Annotated in this window: 15 protein-coding genes; 12 read left to right on the forward strand and 3 right to left on the reverse strand. The window is 47.5% G+C overall.

Annotated features, from left to right (window positions below):
* The first annotated feature begins 142 nt into the window (after positions 1-142).
* Positions 143-1,246: a hypothetical protein gene (locus BFP95_RS29545; RefSeq protein ID WP_139115315.1), complete on the forward strand. Its 1,104-nt coding sequence runs from the start codon at positions 143-145 to the stop codon at positions 1,244-1,246.
* 28 nt (positions 1,247-1,274) lie between these two features.
* On the opposite strand, the gene BFP95_RS18700 is transcribed toward BFP95_RS29545, so the two are convergent.
* Both BFP95_RS18700 and BFP95_RS29820 read right to left on the reverse strand, forming a co-directional pair.
* Complete coding sequence (locus BFP95_RS18700; protein ID WP_065910526.1) at positions 1,275-2,003, reverse strand: restriction endonuclease; 729 nt, start codon at positions 2,001-2,003, stop codon at positions 1,275-1,277.
* 128 nt (positions 2,004-2,131) lie between these two features.
* Positions 2,132-2,290 (reverse strand): hypothetical protein, encoded by a 159-nt coding sequence (locus BFP95_RS29820; RefSeq protein ID WP_175405986.1) that lies wholly within the window; start codon positions 2,288-2,290, stop codon positions 2,132-2,134.
* 146 nt (positions 2,291-2,436) lie between these two features.
* Here BFP95_RS29820 and BFP95_RS18705 point away from each other — a divergent pair, with 146 nt between their 5' ends.
* From BFP95_RS18705 to BFP95_RS18725, 7 genes are all read left to right on the forward strand, one after another.
* On the forward strand, positions 2,437-4,617 hold the full coding sequence (locus BFP95_RS18705; RefSeq protein ID WP_065910527.1) for a hypothetical protein: 2,181 nt from the start codon (positions 2,437-2,439) through the stop codon (positions 4,615-4,617).
* Positions 4,618-4,731: 114 nt separating this feature from the next.
* Complete coding sequence (locus BFP95_RS29550) at positions 4,732-5,922, forward strand: phosphoribosyltransferase-like protein (protein WP_139115316.1); 1,191 nt, start codon at positions 4,732-4,734, stop codon at positions 5,920-5,922.
* Positions 5,923-6,138: 216 nt separating this feature from the next.
* Positions 6,139-7,287 (forward strand): reverse transcriptase family protein, encoded by a 1,149-nt coding sequence (locus BFP95_RS29080; protein WP_083224232.1) that lies wholly within the window; start codon positions 6,139-6,141, stop codon positions 7,285-7,287.
* 557 nt (positions 7,288-7,844) lie between these two features.
* Positions 7,845-8,123, forward strand: coding sequence for a hypothetical protein (locus tag BFP95_RS18710; RefSeq protein ID WP_065910528.1), 279 nt, complete (start codon positions 7,845-7,847; stop codon positions 8,121-8,123).
* Between the two features lie 69 nt (positions 8,124-8,192).
* Entirely contained in the window at positions 8,193-10,040 is a 1,848-nt protein-coding gene (locus BFP95_RS18715; protein ID WP_065910529.1) for a P-loop NTPase fold protein, read from the forward strand.
* 57 nt (positions 10,041-10,097) lie between these two features.
* Positions 10,098-10,802, forward strand: coding sequence for a hypothetical protein (locus BFP95_RS18720; RefSeq protein ID WP_065910530.1), 705 nt, complete (start codon positions 10,098-10,100; stop codon positions 10,800-10,802).
* Positions 10,803-10,851: 49 nt separating this feature from the next.
* The gene (locus tag BFP95_RS18725) at positions 10,852-11,475 is read left to right on the forward strand and encodes a hypothetical protein (protein ID WP_065910531.1); all 624 of its coding nucleotides are present in this window, start codon (positions 10,852-10,854) and stop codon (positions 11,473-11,475) included.
* Between the two features lie 496 nt (positions 11,476-11,971).
* Here the strand turns inward: BFP95_RS18725 and BFP95_RS18730 are convergent, their stop codons facing one another.
* Positions 11,972-12,274 carry a helix-turn-helix domain-containing protein gene (locus BFP95_RS18730; protein WP_065910532.1) on the reverse strand — a complete coding sequence of 101 codons (303 nt, stop codon included), beginning with the start codon at positions 12,272-12,274 and terminating at the stop codon, positions 11,972-11,974.
* Between the two features lie 196 nt (positions 12,275-12,470).
* Here BFP95_RS18730 and BFP95_RS18735 point away from each other — a divergent pair, with 196 nt between their 5' ends.
* From BFP95_RS18735 to BFP95_RS18755, 4 genes are all read left to right on the forward strand, one after another.
* Complete coding sequence (locus tag BFP95_RS18735) at positions 12,471-13,043, forward strand: hypothetical protein (protein WP_065910533.1); 573 nt, start codon at positions 12,471-12,473, stop codon at positions 13,041-13,043.
* A 1,113-nt stretch (positions 13,044-14,156) separates the two neighbouring features.
* The gene (locus BFP95_RS18745) at positions 14,157-16,592 is read left to right on the forward strand and encodes an SIR2 family protein (protein ID WP_065910535.1); all 2,436 of its coding nucleotides are present in this window, start codon (positions 14,157-14,159) and stop codon (positions 16,590-16,592) included.
* A gap of 85 nt (positions 16,593-16,677) precedes the next feature.
* Positions 16,678-17,991, forward strand: coding sequence for a hypothetical protein (locus tag BFP95_RS29555; RefSeq protein WP_139115317.1), 1,314 nt, complete (start codon positions 16,678-16,680; stop codon positions 17,989-17,991).
* Between the two features lie 291 nt (positions 17,992-18,282).
* Positions 18,283-18,885 (forward strand): lasso peptide biosynthesis protein, encoded by a 603-nt coding sequence (locus BFP95_RS18755; protein ID WP_065910537.1) that lies wholly within the window; start codon positions 18,283-18,285, stop codon positions 18,883-18,885.
* Positions 18,886-19,035 lie beyond the last annotated feature (150 nt).

Below are 19,035 nucleotides of genomic sequence, written 5' to 3' on the forward strand. Positions count from 1 at the left end.
AGCGCGATTCGTTCCCAGCCAATCCACGGTCTGTTACGAACTGGTTTCGCGAGATCAAACATCGATAGGCGGCGGTTCGCGCATATTGGCATAATCTTTCGCAATATTTGTTTGCAGACAGGGATTGCAGCGGAAAATGTCTATGAGTTTATTGGAAGAGCTTACTGGGTTGATCAACGCATCCCATCGTCACGCCTGGACGCGCTTTGATCACGTTCGTGGTCAAGCAGTTAATTATGGTCTGATTGATGCCAGCGTCGCAAAATGGAAAACTCCGGGGGAGCCTGCTTTTGTGTCATCGCTTCTGGAGTACCCAATGGCAACCCATCTGCTTTCAGAGGCAATCAAGCGGCATCTGAAACCTTTGGGGCTTTGCTCTGCTACGCCATTAGTATCAGGTGTATTTATCCATCAGAAGCCTAAGATCAGGTTCACGACAAAGCGAAGCGAGATCGAGTTAGGAGATCTTCTGTTGGTTCGGCAGCATTTCCGAAGCGCTGTAGCCGAACCCGAGGGGAAAGCTTTCTTGATTCAGGCAAAGAGCGCTGCGAAGCCAGCAACAGGCTCTCTTCGTGGGAAAGAGGCCATGCAGCATAAGCTTTACTCCAATTGGGCTACGCCTTTTACCTTTCCATATAAGGAGATTGGACCGCCTCCAGATGGTTCAACCCATTGGAATTTTGAGCTTGGCCCTATGCATCATTCAGCCAGTGGCGTTTATGGCATTGTCTCAAACAGTAAGCAGGCGACTGGTTTTCCAGGTGATTGCGCGTGGGCTATCGGTGCCGCTTCGTCGGTCCCCAAGGGGGTGAAACCATCCGTAGAGGCACCTGATTCTTTAGCAGAAATCATGGAAAAGTTCTTGCTGGGTCAATGTGGGAGGGCCTGGAAGGCGACTCCAGCAACGTCTGACCATTGGTCTGCGTTTATAGTTAGATGCTTAGAGGCTTCCGTCACTTGGAGGCCATATCCAGTTCAAAGGCTGGGATCGCAATTGCCCCGCCGCAGAGATGCTGTGCACCTTCTCCTCGGTTTAGGTCAAGCGCCGCATCATTGCTTTCCATACCGTAATCGGGCGCAAGATCTTGTGGAAGCTTGGAATCAGAGCTTTGGCAGCGATGGGCAAGGTGAGGAACCGCCATCAGCAGATGCAGGGTGGGATTTTCAGTCCCCCAGAGTTGGGATATCGGTGTTGTACGTCGCAACATACGGTGATGGCCCACTCAGTGAGCAGGTGCCTGATTGACAGAATAAAGTTGATCGCGAAGGAGCGATCAGATCCGGATTAACCCTGTGCCCGGTGTTAGTAGCTGTACCAGCCACTTTGCCACTGCGTCACGCTCAACGGCTCGAATCGGATAACCGCGCGATTCAATTGTTGTTTTTGCACCTGGACTTAGCGTTGACGTTGTCACGATGACACCGTACCCAGCTTTTTCGAACTGCACATCAGACGCAAGCCCTTTGATTACAAGCTTCTCAACTTTGGCCTGTACACGCTTGTACTGGATGAGGCCTAGCAGATTGGCCATTGGAGAAGCGTCTGGTTTACAACCCATCACGTCGACACCGTCATCATTGAAGCCCGGTCCGAGTTCATCGTGAAAACTTTCACGATTGAAAAATTCTGCTGTCAATTCTTCGAACCGACGCCAATGCATTTCAGGGAGGCGACCAGAGTTAACCGACAGGTAGTCACTGAATCTTTGGTCAATGAATGCCCCTTCCTGAGGGGTATGCTGAAGCCCATTGAAAAGTTGTGAGAGCGTGAGAGTGTCATCCCAAACATTAATCTGTGGATGGGAAAATAGGCTCATCCGCAGCGCTTGGTGAAAGACCATTACCTGCTCAATCGCCATTTCCAATCCCAGCGCTCCAAGCTTTTTGTGGCAACGCCGAACAAATGCCCATGGATCCACGCCGCGTCCGTTCTTCTCTGCGTCTTCCACCATACCTGGCACCATCTCCAGCCAGATCGAGGTAACGGCTTCGTATTCTTTCAACTGGTTGGCGTGGCGGTATTTGTGAAATCTCCATACACCAGTGCTATCGCCGTTTTACTCAGTTTCGCTGTAGCCAACGCGATACATTAGTCGATAAGAGATCGCCTCAAGCTCGGTAGAATGCATCCTCACGCCGTGCTGCTCAGACCGTCTATAACATCGGCGTAACCCTCATCGCCGCTCAAGTGATCACAAAGCTCTTCTAGCGTTAGCGCAATGCCTGCCTTGTAACCAGAAAGGTCGGTAAGGTATTCGGCGAGGTTTTTAGGTGAAAAATTGAGGGCCATATCTATCTCCATCGCGTTGGTTCAACAAGATTCCGATCTGGTAGAGGGTCGCGCTATCTGCACGCATCAACTATACCCATGACGCTGAAGCTTTCATTCTCACGGGAGCACTTCCCGTCAATCACTTTGAAGTGGGGCAGAAGGATATGGACGTCATAGAGGTTAAGCTAGAGAATTGCTACGGTATACAAAAGCTTGAAGCAACACTCACGTTTAAAGCCAGTCCGAAAATTGCACTCGGTTCCGCATTTTCGATCTACGCACCGAATGGCTTCATGAAGACATCGCTGGCGCGAACGTTTCTCGATTTCCAAGAGGGGCGAGATAGTCAGGATTTGATATTTCCAGCGCGTCCTACCAGTAGATCGATTACCTCTGATCCAGCCGCAGCGATCACTCCTGAATCCCTATTTGTGATCAAACCCTACGTCGAGCGGTATGCGGGTGCTGGGACGTCAACGCTTTTAGTAAACCCGAGGCTTCGGAGCGAGTACGAAGAGGCGGTTCGGAACATCGAGTCGACTCAAGAGGACCTTCTAAAAGTATTAAAGGAAATCTCAGGTTGGCCGGGAAAGGGGTCGCCCGCCTCCGAAATTAAAGAGGTTTTCCAATTTAAGAACCCCTATGATTTCTTTTCAGGACTGATCAACGAGTTGGATGGTGATACTCGATTCTCAGATTTGACATATGCCGAGATATTTAACGATAAGACAATTGCTGCATTTAAGGCTGGTACCTTGAATGAGCAGTTGCAAGAGTACATGGCGAAGTATCAGGAGCTGGTTGATAATTCTCCTTTGCTCAGTAAACGATTTAATCATACTGGCGCAACTGACGTTTCTAAGAACCTGCAAAGCAACGGTTTTTTCGATGCCAACCATACGTTGAATATTTCAATTGGTGGTGAAAGGCTGGAAGTAACTTCGGCAAAAGAATTGGAGGCATTGGTTGTTGCAGAGAAGCAACGTATCCTGGGTGATAAAGACCTATCAGTAAAATTTGAAGCTGTAGACAAGCAACTGCAAAAAAATGCAGAGCTTAAAAAATTTCGTGAGTATCTTACTGAACACCAGGAAATTTTGGCCGAGCTTGGAGATTTCAACGGTTTCAGAAAAAAGGTGTGGAACTCATATTTTAACGTCGCACAACCAGCGCTGAGTTTGTTTGCAACTGCCTTTGCCTCAGCAAAGGATGTGATCTCCGAGACGGCGCATCAGGCACAGGAAGAAAAGACCAAGTGGGCTGCGGTTGTTGCCCAATTTAACGAACGGTTTTACGTACCCTTTAAACTGGTGGTTCAGAACCAACAAGATGTCATTCTAAAAGGGGAAGCCCCAAAGATTACATTTGAATTCCAAGACGGGAATGAGACCTGTGGAGTTGAGGAGGAAAAGCTCCTTCAGGTTCTAAGTCAGGGAGAAAAGCGTGCGTTATATATCCTCAATGTTCTATTTGAAATCCAAGCCCGGCGCGAGTCGAGTCAGCAGACCTTACTGATAATCGATGATATAGCCGATTCATTCGACTACAAGAATAAATATGCAATTATTGAATATTTCAATGAAATCTCAAGGATTCCGTTTTTCAGATTGGTTTTTTTAACTCATAACTTCGATTTTCATCGAACGATCAGTAGCAGGCTACAAATATCAAGGAGCCGTCGGCTATTCGCAAGAAAAAATCAAGGACTTCTAACCTTTGTGCAAGAAAAGTATCAGAAAAATCCGTTCACGACATGGAAAAGTGATTTGGCAAGAAACTCTGCATTTGTTGTAGCCAGTATTCCATTTGTACGTAATCTAGCGGAGTACTGTCACGGCACTGATAGTCCGCATTATCTTATGCTTACGTCATTGTTGCATGTAAAGGCAGATACAGCGACTTTGACCATAAGCGATTTGGAAGCTGCATTTAAAGCTACATTGCGAGATCAAGCAGCCCTGTCACTTCAAAATCCGACGGGTTCAGCAATGCAGCTTATTTACGATGAGGCTGAGAAGCTCGCCGCTATGTCCGACGATGATGTGGAGCTGGAGTCGAAAGTGATTTTATCTATCGGTATTCGACTAAAAGCTGAAGAGTTCATGATTTCTAAAATTAACGACGCTGAATTTGTCAATGCTATCAGCAGTAACCAGACGTTTGAGTTGTTTAGCAGATTTGCCTTAAGTTTTCCCGGTGCGAGCGATCATTTAATGGTCTTATCTCAGGTGAATCTTATGACGCCTGAAAATATCCATTTAAATTCTTTTATGTACGAGCCGATTTTAGATATGTCGGCGCTACACCTCTATGAGTTGTATGGAAAAGTGAAATCTCTGGCTTGACATTAACAGTCGCGGCTTTAGTATGAGGGATTAAGGGGCTTTATGTAGGTTTTCTTCGCTACTTGCCGGATAAAGCCCCCATCATAGACAGCGGTATTGAGTGAGTGCATACCTTTGAATCTGCCGATTGCTTTCAAAACTCTTTCTATAGAAAAAATTGAAACCTCGCCAGAGGTGCAGGCTTGGCTGTGTCAGTTTTCCGAATTAAATAGAACTTCAGCTCAGATGATGCTTTCCCGTTTAAACTTTGTCTCCAGGGATATCTATTCAGAATGGCTGAAAAGAGCCATCTCGACCCTACCATGTGAAGATTCGTATGCGTTGTACTCCGTTAGGAAAATTGAAGACAATCCGGCGCTCTGGGATGACGCTGGCAATATAGTCTCAAGGTCAGGAGAATCGCTTGGGAGTGAGGATCTAGTTTATTCTCTTATTTCTAATATCGTTCGGGCACATCCTGTTAGCATGTTGGACCATCCCTCGCTATCTGTTTTACGGAATAAAAAAATTAAAAATATTGTTCTCATAGATGACTCTATAGGTAGCGGAGATCGAGTCTCAAGCTTTATAAATAAAATGCTATGCCATCCTACCTTCATGAGTTGGTGGAGTCTAGGCCTTGTAAGGCTTCAAGTTATCAGTTTCGCAAGAACAAGGGAGTCAGAATCCAATATAATAAAGAATGTTAGAGGGTCTGATCACGGCAAGAGAAAGTTTCGTAAGTCTTCGAAGATTTCGTTCATGAGTAGCTTTGTTTATAATGCTACACAGCCCCAGCATCGCTGGGGCGCGGATTACTCCAAGATACAAGAGCTTTGTAATACCGAAAAAAGAATCCCATTATGGGCCCGTGCCGGCTATGGGAAGGTACTTGCCAATATAGTTTTCTACCACAGCGTTCCAAATAACATTCCAGGAAGCATCTGGTTCTCCAACGATAGGTGGAAAGCTCTTTTCCCTGGACGGACATTTCCGGATTGGATGCTGGCTTTGCTTGGCTCTAGCACCTCCTCGGCGTCTCAACATCCGGGAAGAATTTCTGAAACCATGCTCCACTTGCTTGCACTCATTAAACGGGGAGTACGGAGCATAAAAACGATATCTGAGCGACTAGGTTGTGACGTGAGCTTCGCGAAGCAACTTCTTGGGCGAGCACATCAACTCGGGTTGATAACTGAACAAAACCGGTTGACTCCAGAAGGGATGAATCGGCTGAAAAACGCGCAGCCGGTAAAAGAGTTGCAAAGGTGGGATTACAGTCTGTATATTCCATCTTCGTGGCGTACTGGCCAGTCGCCCACTTAGCCGCCCAAGCGTAGTAAAGTGCTAAGCGCAATTACTACGTGACAGGCTGATTCTGCCTGAGCCTGACTTTGGTAGATGGGGATATCGGATAGATGTCTCTGGTAAGATCTTACGCTAAGGGCGGCTTCGCCGCCCTTCATGGCCATGCAACAAGATTTCAGCGATGACTTGGAAGTCGCATGGCCGTGATGGCCCCTAGGGTCAAAGGAGAGGTAAGTGGAAGACTGGTCAGTACATCACCTTCACAAGGCAGCAGAGCTGAAGCTCGGTGCAAGTGAAGCCGCACAAATTCGGATTTATGCTCAACAGCTTATCCGAAAAAAAATGCCAGTTATATTCACCTTAAAGCACCTTTCTATGATCGCGGGAGTAGACTATCTTGCTCTCCGAAGAACTGTCGAACGTCGCAGAGAAGCCGCAAATTACAGAATGTTTGCTATAAAAAAACGTTCGGGTGGAAGAAGGTTTATTCACTCAGTCACCGAGCCGCTTCATCGAACTCAACAGTTTATAAACTCTGAAATTCTCCAAAAAATCGAGCCGCACCCTGCCTCATTTGCCTTTCACTCCTCGGGTGGAATTAGAAAGTGCGCTGAAGTTCACTGCGGTGCACGTTGGATCTTTAGTTTTGACTTGGCTGATTTCTTTTTTAAAATTAGCGAGGCTAAAGCGTATGAGATATTTCATAAGGCTGGATATCGGCCGCTGCTAGCATTTGAATTGGCAAGAATTTGTACTACAACTAGGCTGCCTAAAAAATTACATTATCTGCTAAGAAATACGGATAATGCTTGGTGCCAAAATGAGAACTGGGGGAAGTATCAGATTTATAGTCGGCACGCATATAGCATTGGTGTGCTTCCTCAGGGCGCACCGACTAGCCCAATGCTTAGTAATCTTGCGGCGCTTAAGCTAGATGTGGCATTGACTGAGTTTGCTGACAAATATGGCTTTAGTTACACACGCTATGCAGATGATTTATCAATTTCTAGCTGCTCTGATCTACCTAGCTCGTTATCTATTGCGCGGATTTGCAGGATAGTAATCGGAATTATTCGAAAGTGTGGCTTTGAAGAGAATCAGAAAAAAACACGCATCGCTGGTCCTGGAGCGAAGAAAATCGTACTGGGCCTTTTAGTGGACGGCCCGACTCCTAGAATATCCAAAGAGACCTACAAACGGATTGATCGACATCTCCATGCAATCCAAAAGTATGGATTCGCCGAGGTTGCTACGCATGAAAAATTCGACTCTCCAATCGGACTGTATAACCATATTCATGGGCTAATATCTTTTGTTAAAGATGTTGATCCAAAAAGATGGGGCGAGTTCAATTGTCAGTTACTGGCAATGCCGGCACCGTGATAATGCGCTTCATTGCAGCAATCTATCACTCGCACAATTTTTGCCCTCTTATATTGCGTTTTCTATAGTCCCTGAAATTTTCAGCTCAGTCGAGCTATCGAATGCCGTTCGTTTTTCTACTGCTTGGACTATGGCATTAGATGATATAGCTCTATATCTTCTATTGTGAGCGATTAGTCTGCCGGCAAGAGCAGTTCATTGATGATTATGATTTTTGTATCTAAAAGCCTCTATTCCGAGAAAGTTATTCCTGAACAGTTTGAGTGCGCATGACAAAGTCTAGTTACCAGAATCTGAATGAATTCTGTGTACTCTCGAATATCGACTATAAAGTACATTTTTGACACATGACAGTTATCTTCGGCGGTACCGAATACATCTTGATCGACAAAATTTGCAGATTGCGAGATCCCGGCATTGTCTTGAGAGCAGCGCACGCGCTGAAGGTGCCAGCGGGGGGCTGGAGTTGCTGGGTGGGTGCTACCCGGTATCGCCTGATTTCGAGAAGTTGAAGTCCTTCTCAGGAATGAGCATCTGGTAGAGTTCGAGGACTGAAAATGACGGCAAAAGGCATTCGTCTGACTCTTTTTCTACCTTCTGGCTTCGATCACTTCATGAACACCTTCTCTTTCCGAGCAGACACGATTCATCACGTGTTCGAGTTGATGCTCGGACCTGGCATGAAGGGAGTGCACCGGCTCACGATTCTGCCTGACCCAATCTTCCCTGACGTCGAAGAGGAACTGCTGGCCGAGATCACTCAAGACAAGTTGATGCGATTAGTAGCCAGCGTTAACGACGCTCACGTCATCGGCGATACACATTCGCCAATGTGAGCTGAAATCCACCCCGCTCCAGCGTGGTGGGAACCCAGACCAGCTACAAAGCATGCCGGAGTTTTAGCCATGGCGAGCAGCCAATCCAACGAAGCGACCAAACTGCTGGACTATTACCTTGATGATTCTGTCGATACAGAATATGCAATTATGCTCTCTGCACCATGGGGAGCTGGGAAAACTCACTTCATCAGGAAATATCTGGACCACCGTTCGGCTCGTCTGACCGAGGAAAAAGGCCCTTACTACCTGTACGCGAGCCTTTTCGGCGTCACAGCTATCTCTGCGATCAAAGATCAATTCTTCGCCCAGATTCATCCCCAGCTCAACTCAAAAGGTTTTCAGCTTTTCGGAAACGTGGCCTCTGGGGTCTTAGAAAAGTTTTCCGGCACTAAGGGTGGCGTTCAGGCTTTGAAGGGGTTGCTACTGAACCTGGACGGTAAAATCCTGGTAATCGATGACCTAGAACGCTGCTCGATGAAGATCTCGGATGTCATGGGCTTCATCAATACTCTGGTCGAGCATGAGAAGCTCAAAGTTATCATCCTCGCCAACGAGAGCGAGATCCCCAAAGCCCAGCGTGAAGACTACGACAGGCAGAAAGAGAAGCTTGTAGGCAAGACTATTGAAGTAAAGGCAGATCCTGCTGAGGTCCTGGACAAGTTAACGAACGACCTGAAGTCAGGCGCTGCAAAGGAGATCGTGTCTGCTGAAAAGACAGCGTTGATGGCTACTTTCAACGCTTCGAAGAAGCCCAATTATCGCAATCTGCGCGCAGTGCTAGCGGACTTCGAGCGTCTGGTGGGGGCAGTGGATAAGCGGCTGAGCGATGCTCCAGAGGCACTGAAGCAGCTCCTGTTGTACATGATTGCGACAGGATGTGAGGCCCGCAACGCAGAATTGAACGAGGCTATGCTCCGGCAGCTTCCGACTACCGCTTTTTCAATAGGAGGGCTGTTCTCGAAATCAGAAAAGTCCCCTACCGAGCAAGCCTTCGAGATGCTCAAGAACCGGTACCCCGAGGTCCGTTGGACGGACCCTATCGTCAGCCTGAAGCATCTGGCCGATCTGTTCTTCAGCGGAAAAATCGCTGTAGAGGCAATCAATGATGAGTTAGCCCGTCATCCAGATGTAGTCGGGCACGCTCATATCCCGGCATGGCGGCTTCTCTGGGATTGGTCACGCATGAGTAAATCGGAGTATGAAAAAGCCAGGGCTGAGCTGTTTAGTGAATTGGCTGACGAAAAGCTTACTCATCCAGGTGTGATTCTGCATGTGGCAGGAATCGCCATTACCCTACGTGGATATGGCGACCAGTTGATAGGCGGCGATGGGGACCTACTGAAGTGCTTCACTGAGTATGTGTCTAGGTTGATAGACGCTGGTACGTTGATGCCAAACAAGGGCGTTTATGGCTTCGACAGCATGGGCGCTTTTGGGCTCGGATATTCTTCTTCTACCAACCCAGAATTCACCTCTATCTATACGATGGTGAAGGAAGCCAGCGCAGAAGTTTTACGCAGGCAGTTGAAGGTAAAAGCGCACAGCTACGTGACGCGAATCGAGACTGGACCTGATAGTTATTCTTCGCTATATGAGTACGGTATTGAGGACGAAAACTATGGCGGTGCACCATTTCTTCACGATACAAATGTGGAGGACCTGGCGGATCTTCTGATCGCCGACTCTCGCACCAATGACCAGCTTTTCGCGTCCCTCGTAAAGCGATACGAGCATAATTTCCAAGCAGGCCAATCCCTGAAGGATGAGTACAAGTGGGTCGAAAACTTGAAGACTCATTTACTGGCAATGGCCGATGCTGACACTGCGCCGTTTGCAAAAATGCTCCGTGATCGTGTGGGCTACTATTTCGAAAAAATTGAAGAGGGAATCGGTCGGCCAGCACCCGCCAGCTAACCCTCTGGCTTAGTTCGGGCGGGTGCTCTATCCGCCCGGTTTTTAAAAGGAAAGGGAATGAGCGAAATCAATGTTCCGGCTGAGCAGCGAAAGTCTATCGCCGCATTGGATGTCAGCCATCTGGGCAACCTCCTCGACCAATCTCTGCGGGAAGAGCGCCTAGTCGGACTGAGCGATCTTCGTCTCTATGACTGCGGCGATTATATCGGCGAACAATTGAGAATATTTGAGAGGGCAGTGCAAGGACACGCGATAGCGAGGGCTCCAAAAAAACGTGCCCAAACGGAACAGGACGTTCGGCGAGCAGGGAGTGCGTTGATTTCTGCTGTGCAGCTGATGCAAGGCAGGGTCGAACAGGAGCAAAAAGAAGCTGAGTTATTTGTTGTTGATGATTACGTAGGCCAGCCTTATTTGCACAGCAATCGTCTAACAGTGTCTGTCAGCTACCGCTGGCGTAGCCAGGCCACGGAGCATTGGGAGATTGGCAGCATTAAATTCACTCACACGCATCATTTCGCACTTGCATATCTGTCTTCTCAGCCAAAGAGAAAACCTAACGCGGCGGCTCAAGCCACAGAGAAGGACGCTGAGTTGCATCGCGTCTGGGATCACTTGCGGCGCTTAGCGTTGCATTCTGTGAAAGAGTATTTTCAGAACGGCCGCGATGGCAGCAAGATCCCTCAAACCTTCCAAGCCAACCATAGTGAATACGGCGGAGGCTTGAATAACCTCAGCCTCTTGTTCTGGAACGACAAGCGCTAAGTCTTTTCAGCTTCATCACCTGCATTGAACAGATCAGAAGAGACACAACGTGGCCAGACGTAGAAATAGGGAATCCCAGCCGGGTACGGCCAGCAAGCCAGATGACTTTGGGCTGTTTAAAAAGGCTCGTCTCGCAGTCATTTCTGCAACCGGTGGGGTTTTCTTGGGGGCTTACACAAGCCTCATCACGGGATACGTCGGACCTTTTTTGACATCAATGGTGGAATGGACTCAAGACCACCTTCTGCCGATGCCTGCTGACCAACAAATCGTTGCAGAGGCTCATTTCTTCGTAGCCAAGAAGTCCGGAGTACCTCGCTCTGGCGAGTTGATGGGTGTCGCGTTGAGGGGGATCGATTGCCTAAAGCCAGGCGGCGCCAGTGATTACAAGTTGTATGAGTTTGGTGACGAAGTCGTATACACGAACGCTCTTCTGCACGCCACGTGCCGACCTTCAGGCAAAACCAAGATCACAATCACCCCGCGCAACGGCAATCCAGTGGTTCTGTTCAACGGCTTCATCAAAGGCAGGGAGCAGGTGGAAATTGGAGGTGTTGAAGGTAGCTATGAATACGGGATGCTCACAGTTTCGTATGTAGGTACGAAAGAGCCAAACGGGCCGCACTTGCCTGTCAATCAGACACCGCCCCCGCTTCCTCAAAACCGTAAGTAAAAGTGTAGAAAGCTCTCTAAGGATATCCTGACCCTTAAAGCGAGAGTTCGTCATGCAGCCTGCGGGCTTCGACTAGATGGCTTGGGCTCTGCTGAGTCGAATAAGACTAATCCCGCCTCCGTCGATGGAGGGCGTCAACGCTGAATAAAGGGGGGCGATTATGGTTTACAAATACGATTGCGTTGTCCCGTCGTAACGCGAAAATTTTACGTAACACGCGTCGTGTTACGTAAAAAAATCGAGTTACGGAAAGAGTAAATTCACCAATGTATATAGGGCCGAGAAGCGTGCAGGCTGGATACTGACGATGGGATCGTACGCACGACGACTAAGCGAGCGCTGCTGTATCAAGCCGAATCTGGATCGCGCTAGCCTCCATACGGTAAGTAGATAATCTGTCCATTAAAGCGTCAAATATGGCTTATTTCTGTCTCGTCATAGACCCTAGACAGTTGTGCTTTATAAAGGCAGAAACGAAACCGCGCTCCCAAGGTACTCAGGCACAAGAGCCTGGATCGATGAATCCCGCCACATACAGCTGTCTCTCTATCTCCTGCAATGTATGAGTGAGAGGTTCCGATGGGCGCATGAAATGCTTAGCCATAATCACAGGCACTGCCTCATGCACCTCCAATCGCTCACAGATCTGAGCCAGTACCGCAATAGAAGGCGTGCGCTTTCCCCGCTCAATATCAGACAAATACTGAATCGAAAGCACACCAAGAAAATCTTTTTGTGTGAGCCCTTTGCTGAGGCGTAACGCCTGCACTGCAAGGCCGACGGCCTCGTTGAAATCCATCGCTCTTAGCCTTGAATCACAGAGCTAGCATTGGATCGACGCTTGCGGTATTTTGGAATCAACGATCGGCGAAGTTAAGATATATCTTAATATTTTTTGTTTTCATGTTGACGAGCCAATTACGCGCATATTCCCCTAAGTCGTAAGGGCGAAAGTGTCTTGGCTCGTCTTATCCTTGTGCGATGAGTGCTATGAGATGAATGACAAAATCAGCGCAGCAATATTAAAGCTGAAAGCAGACGCTGAGGGCGTCGTATTCACGGGCTTTGTCACGAACGCGCATATTCAGCCTGAGCCTTCCGCGATTTTGACGGGTGAGGTTTGGGCCCATGTCTGCGCCGACGGATTCGGGACGTTTGGCGATGGTCACCGGATTGAGACATCCGAAATTGTGCAGATTCATGCCCGAGGCGAAAGCGTGTGGATAACTACGCAGAGTGGCAGTGATTACGGGATCCTTTCGTTTACCGCTCTGGGTTGGACTTATTTAGCTGCTTTCTATCAAGCCCACCACAGGCTTGATCAATTGCCTCCTGGCTCTCCATCTTTCCATATGCCCTCACTGCCAGTGCAGACCTTCGGATTGGCCAAGAAGCTAAAAGACAAGCCGAAATGCGCGTATGTACCGCTTAACCGGAATCCCCCGAAACGCGAGCTGCTCGGGCCGCAGACGGACAAAAAGTATATGGATCAGATGGAGGTTTTTGTTCAGGGGACGATTGAGACCCTAAAACGCAACGGTGTGAAAGTCACCAGCAATAAAGAGTGAGCTAGTTCCTAGGTCAATTGGGTAACTACCTATCTTTGCAGAATTCTAAAAGGGTTGGTATGTCAGCTAAAAATCACATGCGTTTTCTCCAGGAAAAGTACCCAGCCGCCTTCCGCGCAGATGCAAAGCCGATGCTTGAGTTGGACTGCGGCGAGGGGTGGTTTGAGATTGTCGAAACGCTCTGTGCAATCCTATCCGACATGAATTTGCGAAGAGTCGACACGAAAGCTCACCTGCTGTGCGCGAAAGAAAAATTTGGGGCGTTGCAAGTTCTTGTCTCGCGCCGAGATCCCGAGGCGCACGAATGGATCAGGTATGCAGAGCTGGAATCAACACGCACATGCGAAATTTGCGGTGGGAAAGGAACGCTCGTGTATCGGGACGGGTGGCAGAGGACGCGCTGCGAAATGCACTCAACGGTGGTCCGTTTAGCCGAGGACGAATAACGCAGCACGCTAACGCCTGAGCTTAAAGGCGAAATGGTCGCGGATGCGGCTTTTGACATATCCTCCGGTACGTAAACAGGCAATCACGCCAAGGCGAGTATTCCAGGGGCGTGCATATCCGTCACCGGCGAAAAACTCTATCTGGTTACTGCCATCTCCTTTGCCAACACCTAACCGCCCCGCAACAGTCTATCCATTGTCGAGCGATTCGAGCCCTCACACTAGCGAAGTAAACCGCGAGAGTCGGCGCTAGGATTGCTATGGCCGTTTTCAGCCGGGCGCGCACGGCTAAAAACGGCCTTGGATTCAACCGGTCAACGCAACAGATTGGAATGTCTTCCATGCATGAGGTTCATGAGGGGGATGGGCAAATTCAGTAGTGTCCACATCAGAGTAGCTCAAGATTATGACCTTTATCTGCGACTAATTCCCAGTGTTGATGGGATGGCTCGCACGTTTAGGGCATGGGTGAAACCCGTGCTGAAAAGGCCTGGGCCTAAGAAAATCAGAGGTTCAGAGGGTGGTATCTAGGCTTCAAAGGATTTCGTACAGAGCGTAGGGATGGTATCTACTGAGCGGGTGGTGGCACAATGCTTCGGCAATGCCGTGCCCCTCGTTTAAATTGGTTATTCGCATGATGATGATGTAGTTCGAAAGGGAGTTTGAGATGAGTATTTCGCTTGCCGATTTAACGAAGAGAATCAACCCCAGTAATACGGTGCTTTTTTTTGGCGCAGGTTCTTCGCTTCCATCCGGTGCTCCGTCAGTATCGAAATTAATAGAGATTTTCTCATCGAAGTTTAGCTTATCCAGTGAAGGATATTCGTTAAGCGAGATAACCAGTTTGGCAGAGCAAAAGCGCTCTCGAAAGGAAATGATCGAATGCTTACGTGTTCCATTCAAGAACCTAACGGCAACCGGTAGTCTACTAAATCTCCCGCTCTATGAATGGAAAAACATTTACACCACAAATTACGATAATCTCATAGAACAATCGTATTCGAAAAAGGATCGCCCGTTATCTGTCACTTCCTCTAATTTCGACTTCACCCTTCAAAGAGTTCCCGAAGCTACAAAGTTATTTAAGCTGCATGGTTCAATTGAGAAAGATGAAGTCGATGGGGTCCACAGCAGAATAGTCATCACTGAGAATGACTATGATCTTACTAGCGAGTATCGAGAACACTTGTATGAGTCTTTGAGGCTGGATCTAGCCGGTTCAGACCTAGTGGTCATCGGCTATTCACTTGCGGATCCTCATATTAAGGAACTGGTCACCAAAGCTTTAGATATTAACAGTAAGAGTCACAATCCAGCTACAATATACCTTTTGCTCTACACCCCGGATGAAAATCGAGCTTTATTGCACGAACGTCGCGGTATAAAGGTTGCCTTCGGCGGGTTGGACGATTTTTTTGTCGAATTAATGAAAAATGCAGAGGTGTCGACAACATATGCGTCCACGGGCGACCCATTGGACTATTCTCATGTACTGCGCCCGGTGACGAAGGATGTCGCTCATGAGATCAGAAGTAGTTGTAAAGATGCGAGTGCAATGTTCAATGGGTGGCCCGCATCATATGCAGACATATCTGCAAACTTAACGTTTCGCAGGACGCAATGCCCACTTATTCAATCTGAACTAGATAAAGAAGAAATATCCAGTATAGTCATTTTGGGCGCAAGTGGAACGGGTAAGACAACACTGGCAAAGCAAGTGATGCATGCTCAGAATATGAGGGGCTGGCACGCATGGGAGCATAAACGCGATCACACTCTGCTGTACAGCCATTGGCTTGAAGTAGCAACTTACCTAAAAAACAAGAATGAGCAAGGCATATTGTTTGTAGATGATGCTCACATTCATATGAATGAGGTGAACTCACTAGTCGACCTACTGGTCAGTGAGGAAAACAAGAACTTAAAGTTAATCTTGGTTTCCGCACGTAATCAGTGGAATCCACGCGTCAAAACACCGAATATTTTTAAGCGTGGCAAACAGTACGTGCTAAAGGGTCTTGATTATAATGAGGTGGATGAACTACTCACCTTGGTGGATACCAATCCAGATCTTAAACCACTCGTTGAAAATAATTTCTCTGGTTTCTCGCGGGCTGAGAGAAAACGTCGTCTTATGGTTCGATGCGAATCAGATACATTTGTCTGTTTGAAAAACATTTTTGCGTCTGAAAAGTTTGATGACATTGTCTTGCGTGAGTTTGCATCGCTGCCGGAGGACTATCGAGAAGTCTATCGGTTAGTCGCTGCAATGGAAAGTTCAGGTATAAATGTTCACCGGCAATTAGTTATTAGACTATTGGGCATTCCCGCGCAGAACGTGACTGCTTCGTTAACAAATCTCGTAGACATCATTCATGAGTATGTGATCAGCGAAAAAGATGGAATCTATGGGTGGAAGGGACGACATCCGGTTATCACAGATATTATCTCCCAATACAAAATGACGGATATTAAGGAGTATTTTTCACTTTTTGAAAAGGTGATTGATAATATCGTCCCGACTTATGATGTCGAAATTCGTACCATCCGACAGTTGTGCGGGTTCGAGAAAGGTATCAACCGGATTCCTGACAAACATGTTCGCAATAAGCTGCTGAGGAAGATGATTTCGATCGCACCTGGTGAGCGGGTCCCTCGCCATCGCTTGATCCGGAATCTTATCGATATAAATGAGATTGAAAAGGCGGATACAGAAATTCGTCTCTTCGAGAATGATTTTAAAGCGGATGGACCAGTACACCGATTCAAAATCATGCTTTTGCTGGCGCGCGCTGAAAGGACGCCCGGCATCCTTGACGAGGATCGCATAGCCATCTTGGATAAGGCTCGCGCGCTCGCGAGCTATGCCGTAGATCGATATAAGGATAATAAAGATATAATGCGTATCTTCTGTGATGTAGGTATAGAAGTTTTCAAAAAAACCAAAGATATGTCGGTATTCAATGAGGCGATGGGTAAGCTGAGACTTGCTGAGGAGCGAATAGGCGACCCAGACATAACTGGGTTGATTATTCAGTATCAGAGAAAAATTTCAGGCCATGATTACGGATCGATAGCTGATACAGACGCTGAAAATGATTAATCACTCAATCTTGGTGTTTTACAGCGTCGCCAATCAAGCTCGGTCTGAATAAACTTTACGAAAGCAATGGAAGTGCGGAAGACAAATGAAAAAGCTAGGTTCGATTGTTGGTGACTTGTACCATAAACATTATATCGAGGACGCTTTCGCGACCTATAAGGCTACGCCGGGACTCAAAGACGTCCTGATCGTTACTTATTGTAACTATCTTGATGTGGTTAGTGCTTTAAAATTTCTCAATGATCATGTCTTTCCCAATGGCGAGCGTCATCGGGTCATAATCGGACTGGGAGGAATTGGAGATGGACGGGGGCTCAAAGTAGACCGTTTCAAAAGCGAGCTGACTACATTGATTGAACGTATTCCAGTTAACGTAGAACTGAACATTCATGCAGCCTGCCATGTGAAGATGTTGAGTTATGGCTCCTTAACCACTATAGGATCGCAAAATTTATCATCAGCCTCTCTTTCGCTATCTACTAGGACTCACGCAAAATATAAATACCATGAAGCTCAGATCGAATTTAAAGATCCAGATCAATTACATGCGAAAAAGCTATTCCAAGAAATTCTCTGTGACTCATCCATGTATGCGAAAATTTCTAGTGAGAGCAATGCTGGCGCTGTCGCTGACTTCATAATAAAGGGCGCGAAAGCTGAAGGTGTCAGCCAGAAAATTCAGTTGGCAACGGATCTAAGTGAACTGCTCAACGAGAGTATAGCTATTCCCAGCAGTTTGAAGGTTGAGCCATCTGTAGAAAACAATCTATATTTTATACAGGCCTTGATCAAGTTCTATCACGCGAAGGATGTTGGTTCACATCACGTGGATAATCTATACCGAACAATTTACACTGACGGTGGAGACTATCCCGCTGGCGAAGAGTTTACCGACTATGTGTTCGAAATTTCTCAGCTTGTCGAGCTGGTGGATCAGGTCGCGTTACCACAGAAACAAGCTGTGCTGAATATTTTTCGCGCTGTTTATTCAAGCCGCCTGGGTTTTGCTGAGGAGGAAGATTTCGAATCTTTTGTGGAAGAGCTTCGAACTGTAGTCGAAAATCATTATGCTACAGATATGAATGAGTTGATTGACAAACATCAGCACGACCTAGTACAGCATATTATCGAGAATCCTGACTGTACGCAGGTGATTGAATTTTGCCGCACCGACGAAGGTGTTCTTGCCGAGCAGTGTATCCATCAAGCGCTATTAGATGGCGATATAGATGTAGATGGATATCTGGGGGATCTTGATTTTTCGGAATACATCCGGGACGTTCACAAGCTCTTTGAGGTTTACTATATCGCAGGATTGCATCGAGCGTTTGATGAAGTGCACGGTGCTTATGACGATTTTAGTCAAGCTTATGAAAGAGAGATTCTCGCGGCGCAGTAGTCCATTATTTTAGAATCCGTTGCAAAGTGATGAAGCCGAATCCCTACAAATAAAATATTTGTGACATGTTAGATGTTGAACAAGCTTTCTGTAGTCAGATCATGACTCCTGAGGGCAGATCCCAATAGGGGGATTCTGTGAAGCTTATGAGTATAAGCTTTTGGCCGGTTTCTGCCTGTCACCGACAGCTAGGAGCCAGCCAGCAGAGGACGTTCACGAGCGCTCCATTTGAGGTTGGGAGCAGTCTATGGCATCTGGGACGATTCAAAATGTATAGGAGAAGGAATTAATATGTCGCGCATACCGCTATGGCTCCAGAATGCCCATATAGCTTCACTTACCATTGAAGATGGGAAAGACATTTTTGAGGTTTTCGACGTTCTTCTCAACATGACTTGGATGAACAACTGGGGCGGTGCCTGTCATGACACCTCTGCGTGCCTCTACATAATCTTGAGTGAGATGGGACTAAAACCTGAACTGGTAATCGGTGAGGTCATGTCAACTGTAGGGGCATTTGATCATTCATGGGTTGAAGTCGATGGCAAAATTTTTGATGTAGCGGTTTCCTTACCTGACAAAGGCGGGGTAGATGTTGGACCGCCGATATTTTCAACCCTCGATCTCGACTCAGCGCAGCCGACTCAACTTAGATATGGAGTCAGAACCACCATTGGGCTTCATGAGCACGGGTTGGAGATTGCTCACAAAACTCTAGATGAATATTCAAAGATGCAGAATCCAAATGGCGCTGTCTGGGATCTGACGTCATCGATAGCGGATCTGTGCGGATTGAGTTTGGATACGGACTACTTGAAGAGAGAGTATGGCCATGTGAGGCGTATAATTCGCGGACAGGAACTACGTCTATGTGGACTGCCCCCGGCACCGTAGGCATCTCCAGCCTATGCTTGGACGACATAACTCACCCATGAACAGCCGCTACGGGTCGACTCCCGCCCATTGTGACCGGCAGAGGTCGGCCAAAGTGGTACCGCGAGCTATGCCAGCATGTGAAGCATGTCCATGAAAATCGGACCTGAG

Source organism: Pseudomonas sp. 58 R 12 (assembly GCF_900005865.1).
GTDB lineage: Bacteria > Pseudomonadota > Gammaproteobacteria > Pseudomonadales > Pseudomonadaceae > Aquipseudomonas > Aquipseudomonas tritici.

What these genes read in the sequence shown, in the direction of transcription:
- BFP95_RS29545 (WP_139115315.1), top strand. Translation starts at nt 143, where the DNA reads ATGAGTTTATTGGAAGAGCTTACTGGGTTGATCAACGCATCCCATCGT.
- BFP95_RS29820 (WP_175405986.1), bottom strand. Translation starts at nt 2,290, where the DNA reads ATGGCCCTCAATTTTTCACCTAAAAACCTCGCCGAATACCTTACCGAC.
- BFP95_RS18705 (WP_065910527.1), top strand. Translation starts at nt 2,437, where the DNA reads ATGGACGTCATAGAGGTTAAGCTAGAGAATTGCTACGGTATACAAAAG.
- BFP95_RS18710 (WP_065910528.1), top strand. Translation starts at nt 7,845, where the DNA reads ATGACGGCAAAAGGCATTCGTCTGACTCTTTTTCTACCTTCTGGCTTC.
- BFP95_RS18715 (WP_065910529.1), top strand. Translation starts at nt 8,193, where the DNA reads ATGGCGAGCAGCCAATCCAACGAAGCGACCAAACTGCTGGACTATTAC.
- BFP95_RS18720 (WP_065910530.1), top strand. Translation starts at nt 10,098, where the DNA reads ATGAGCGAAATCAATGTTCCGGCTGAGCAGCGAAAGTCTATCGCCGCA.
- BFP95_RS18730 (WP_065910532.1), bottom strand. Translation starts at nt 12,274, where the DNA reads ATGGATTTCAACGAGGCCGTCGGCCTTGCAGTGCAGGCGTTACGCCTC.
- BFP95_RS18735 (WP_065910533.1), top strand. Translation starts at nt 12,471, where the DNA reads ATGAATGACAAAATCAGCGCAGCAATATTAAAGCTGAAAGCAGACGCT.
- BFP95_RS18745 (WP_065910535.1), top strand. Translation starts at nt 14,157, where the DNA reads ATGAGTATTTCGCTTGCCGATTTAACGAAGAGAATCAACCCCAGTAAT.
- BFP95_RS29555 (WP_139115317.1), top strand. Translation starts at nt 16,678, where the DNA reads ATGAAAAAGCTAGGTTCGATTGTTGGTGACTTGTACCATAAACATTAT.
- BFP95_RS18755 (WP_065910537.1), top strand. Translation starts at nt 18,283, where the DNA reads ATGTCGCGCATACCGCTATGGCTCCAGAATGCCCATATAGCTTCACTT.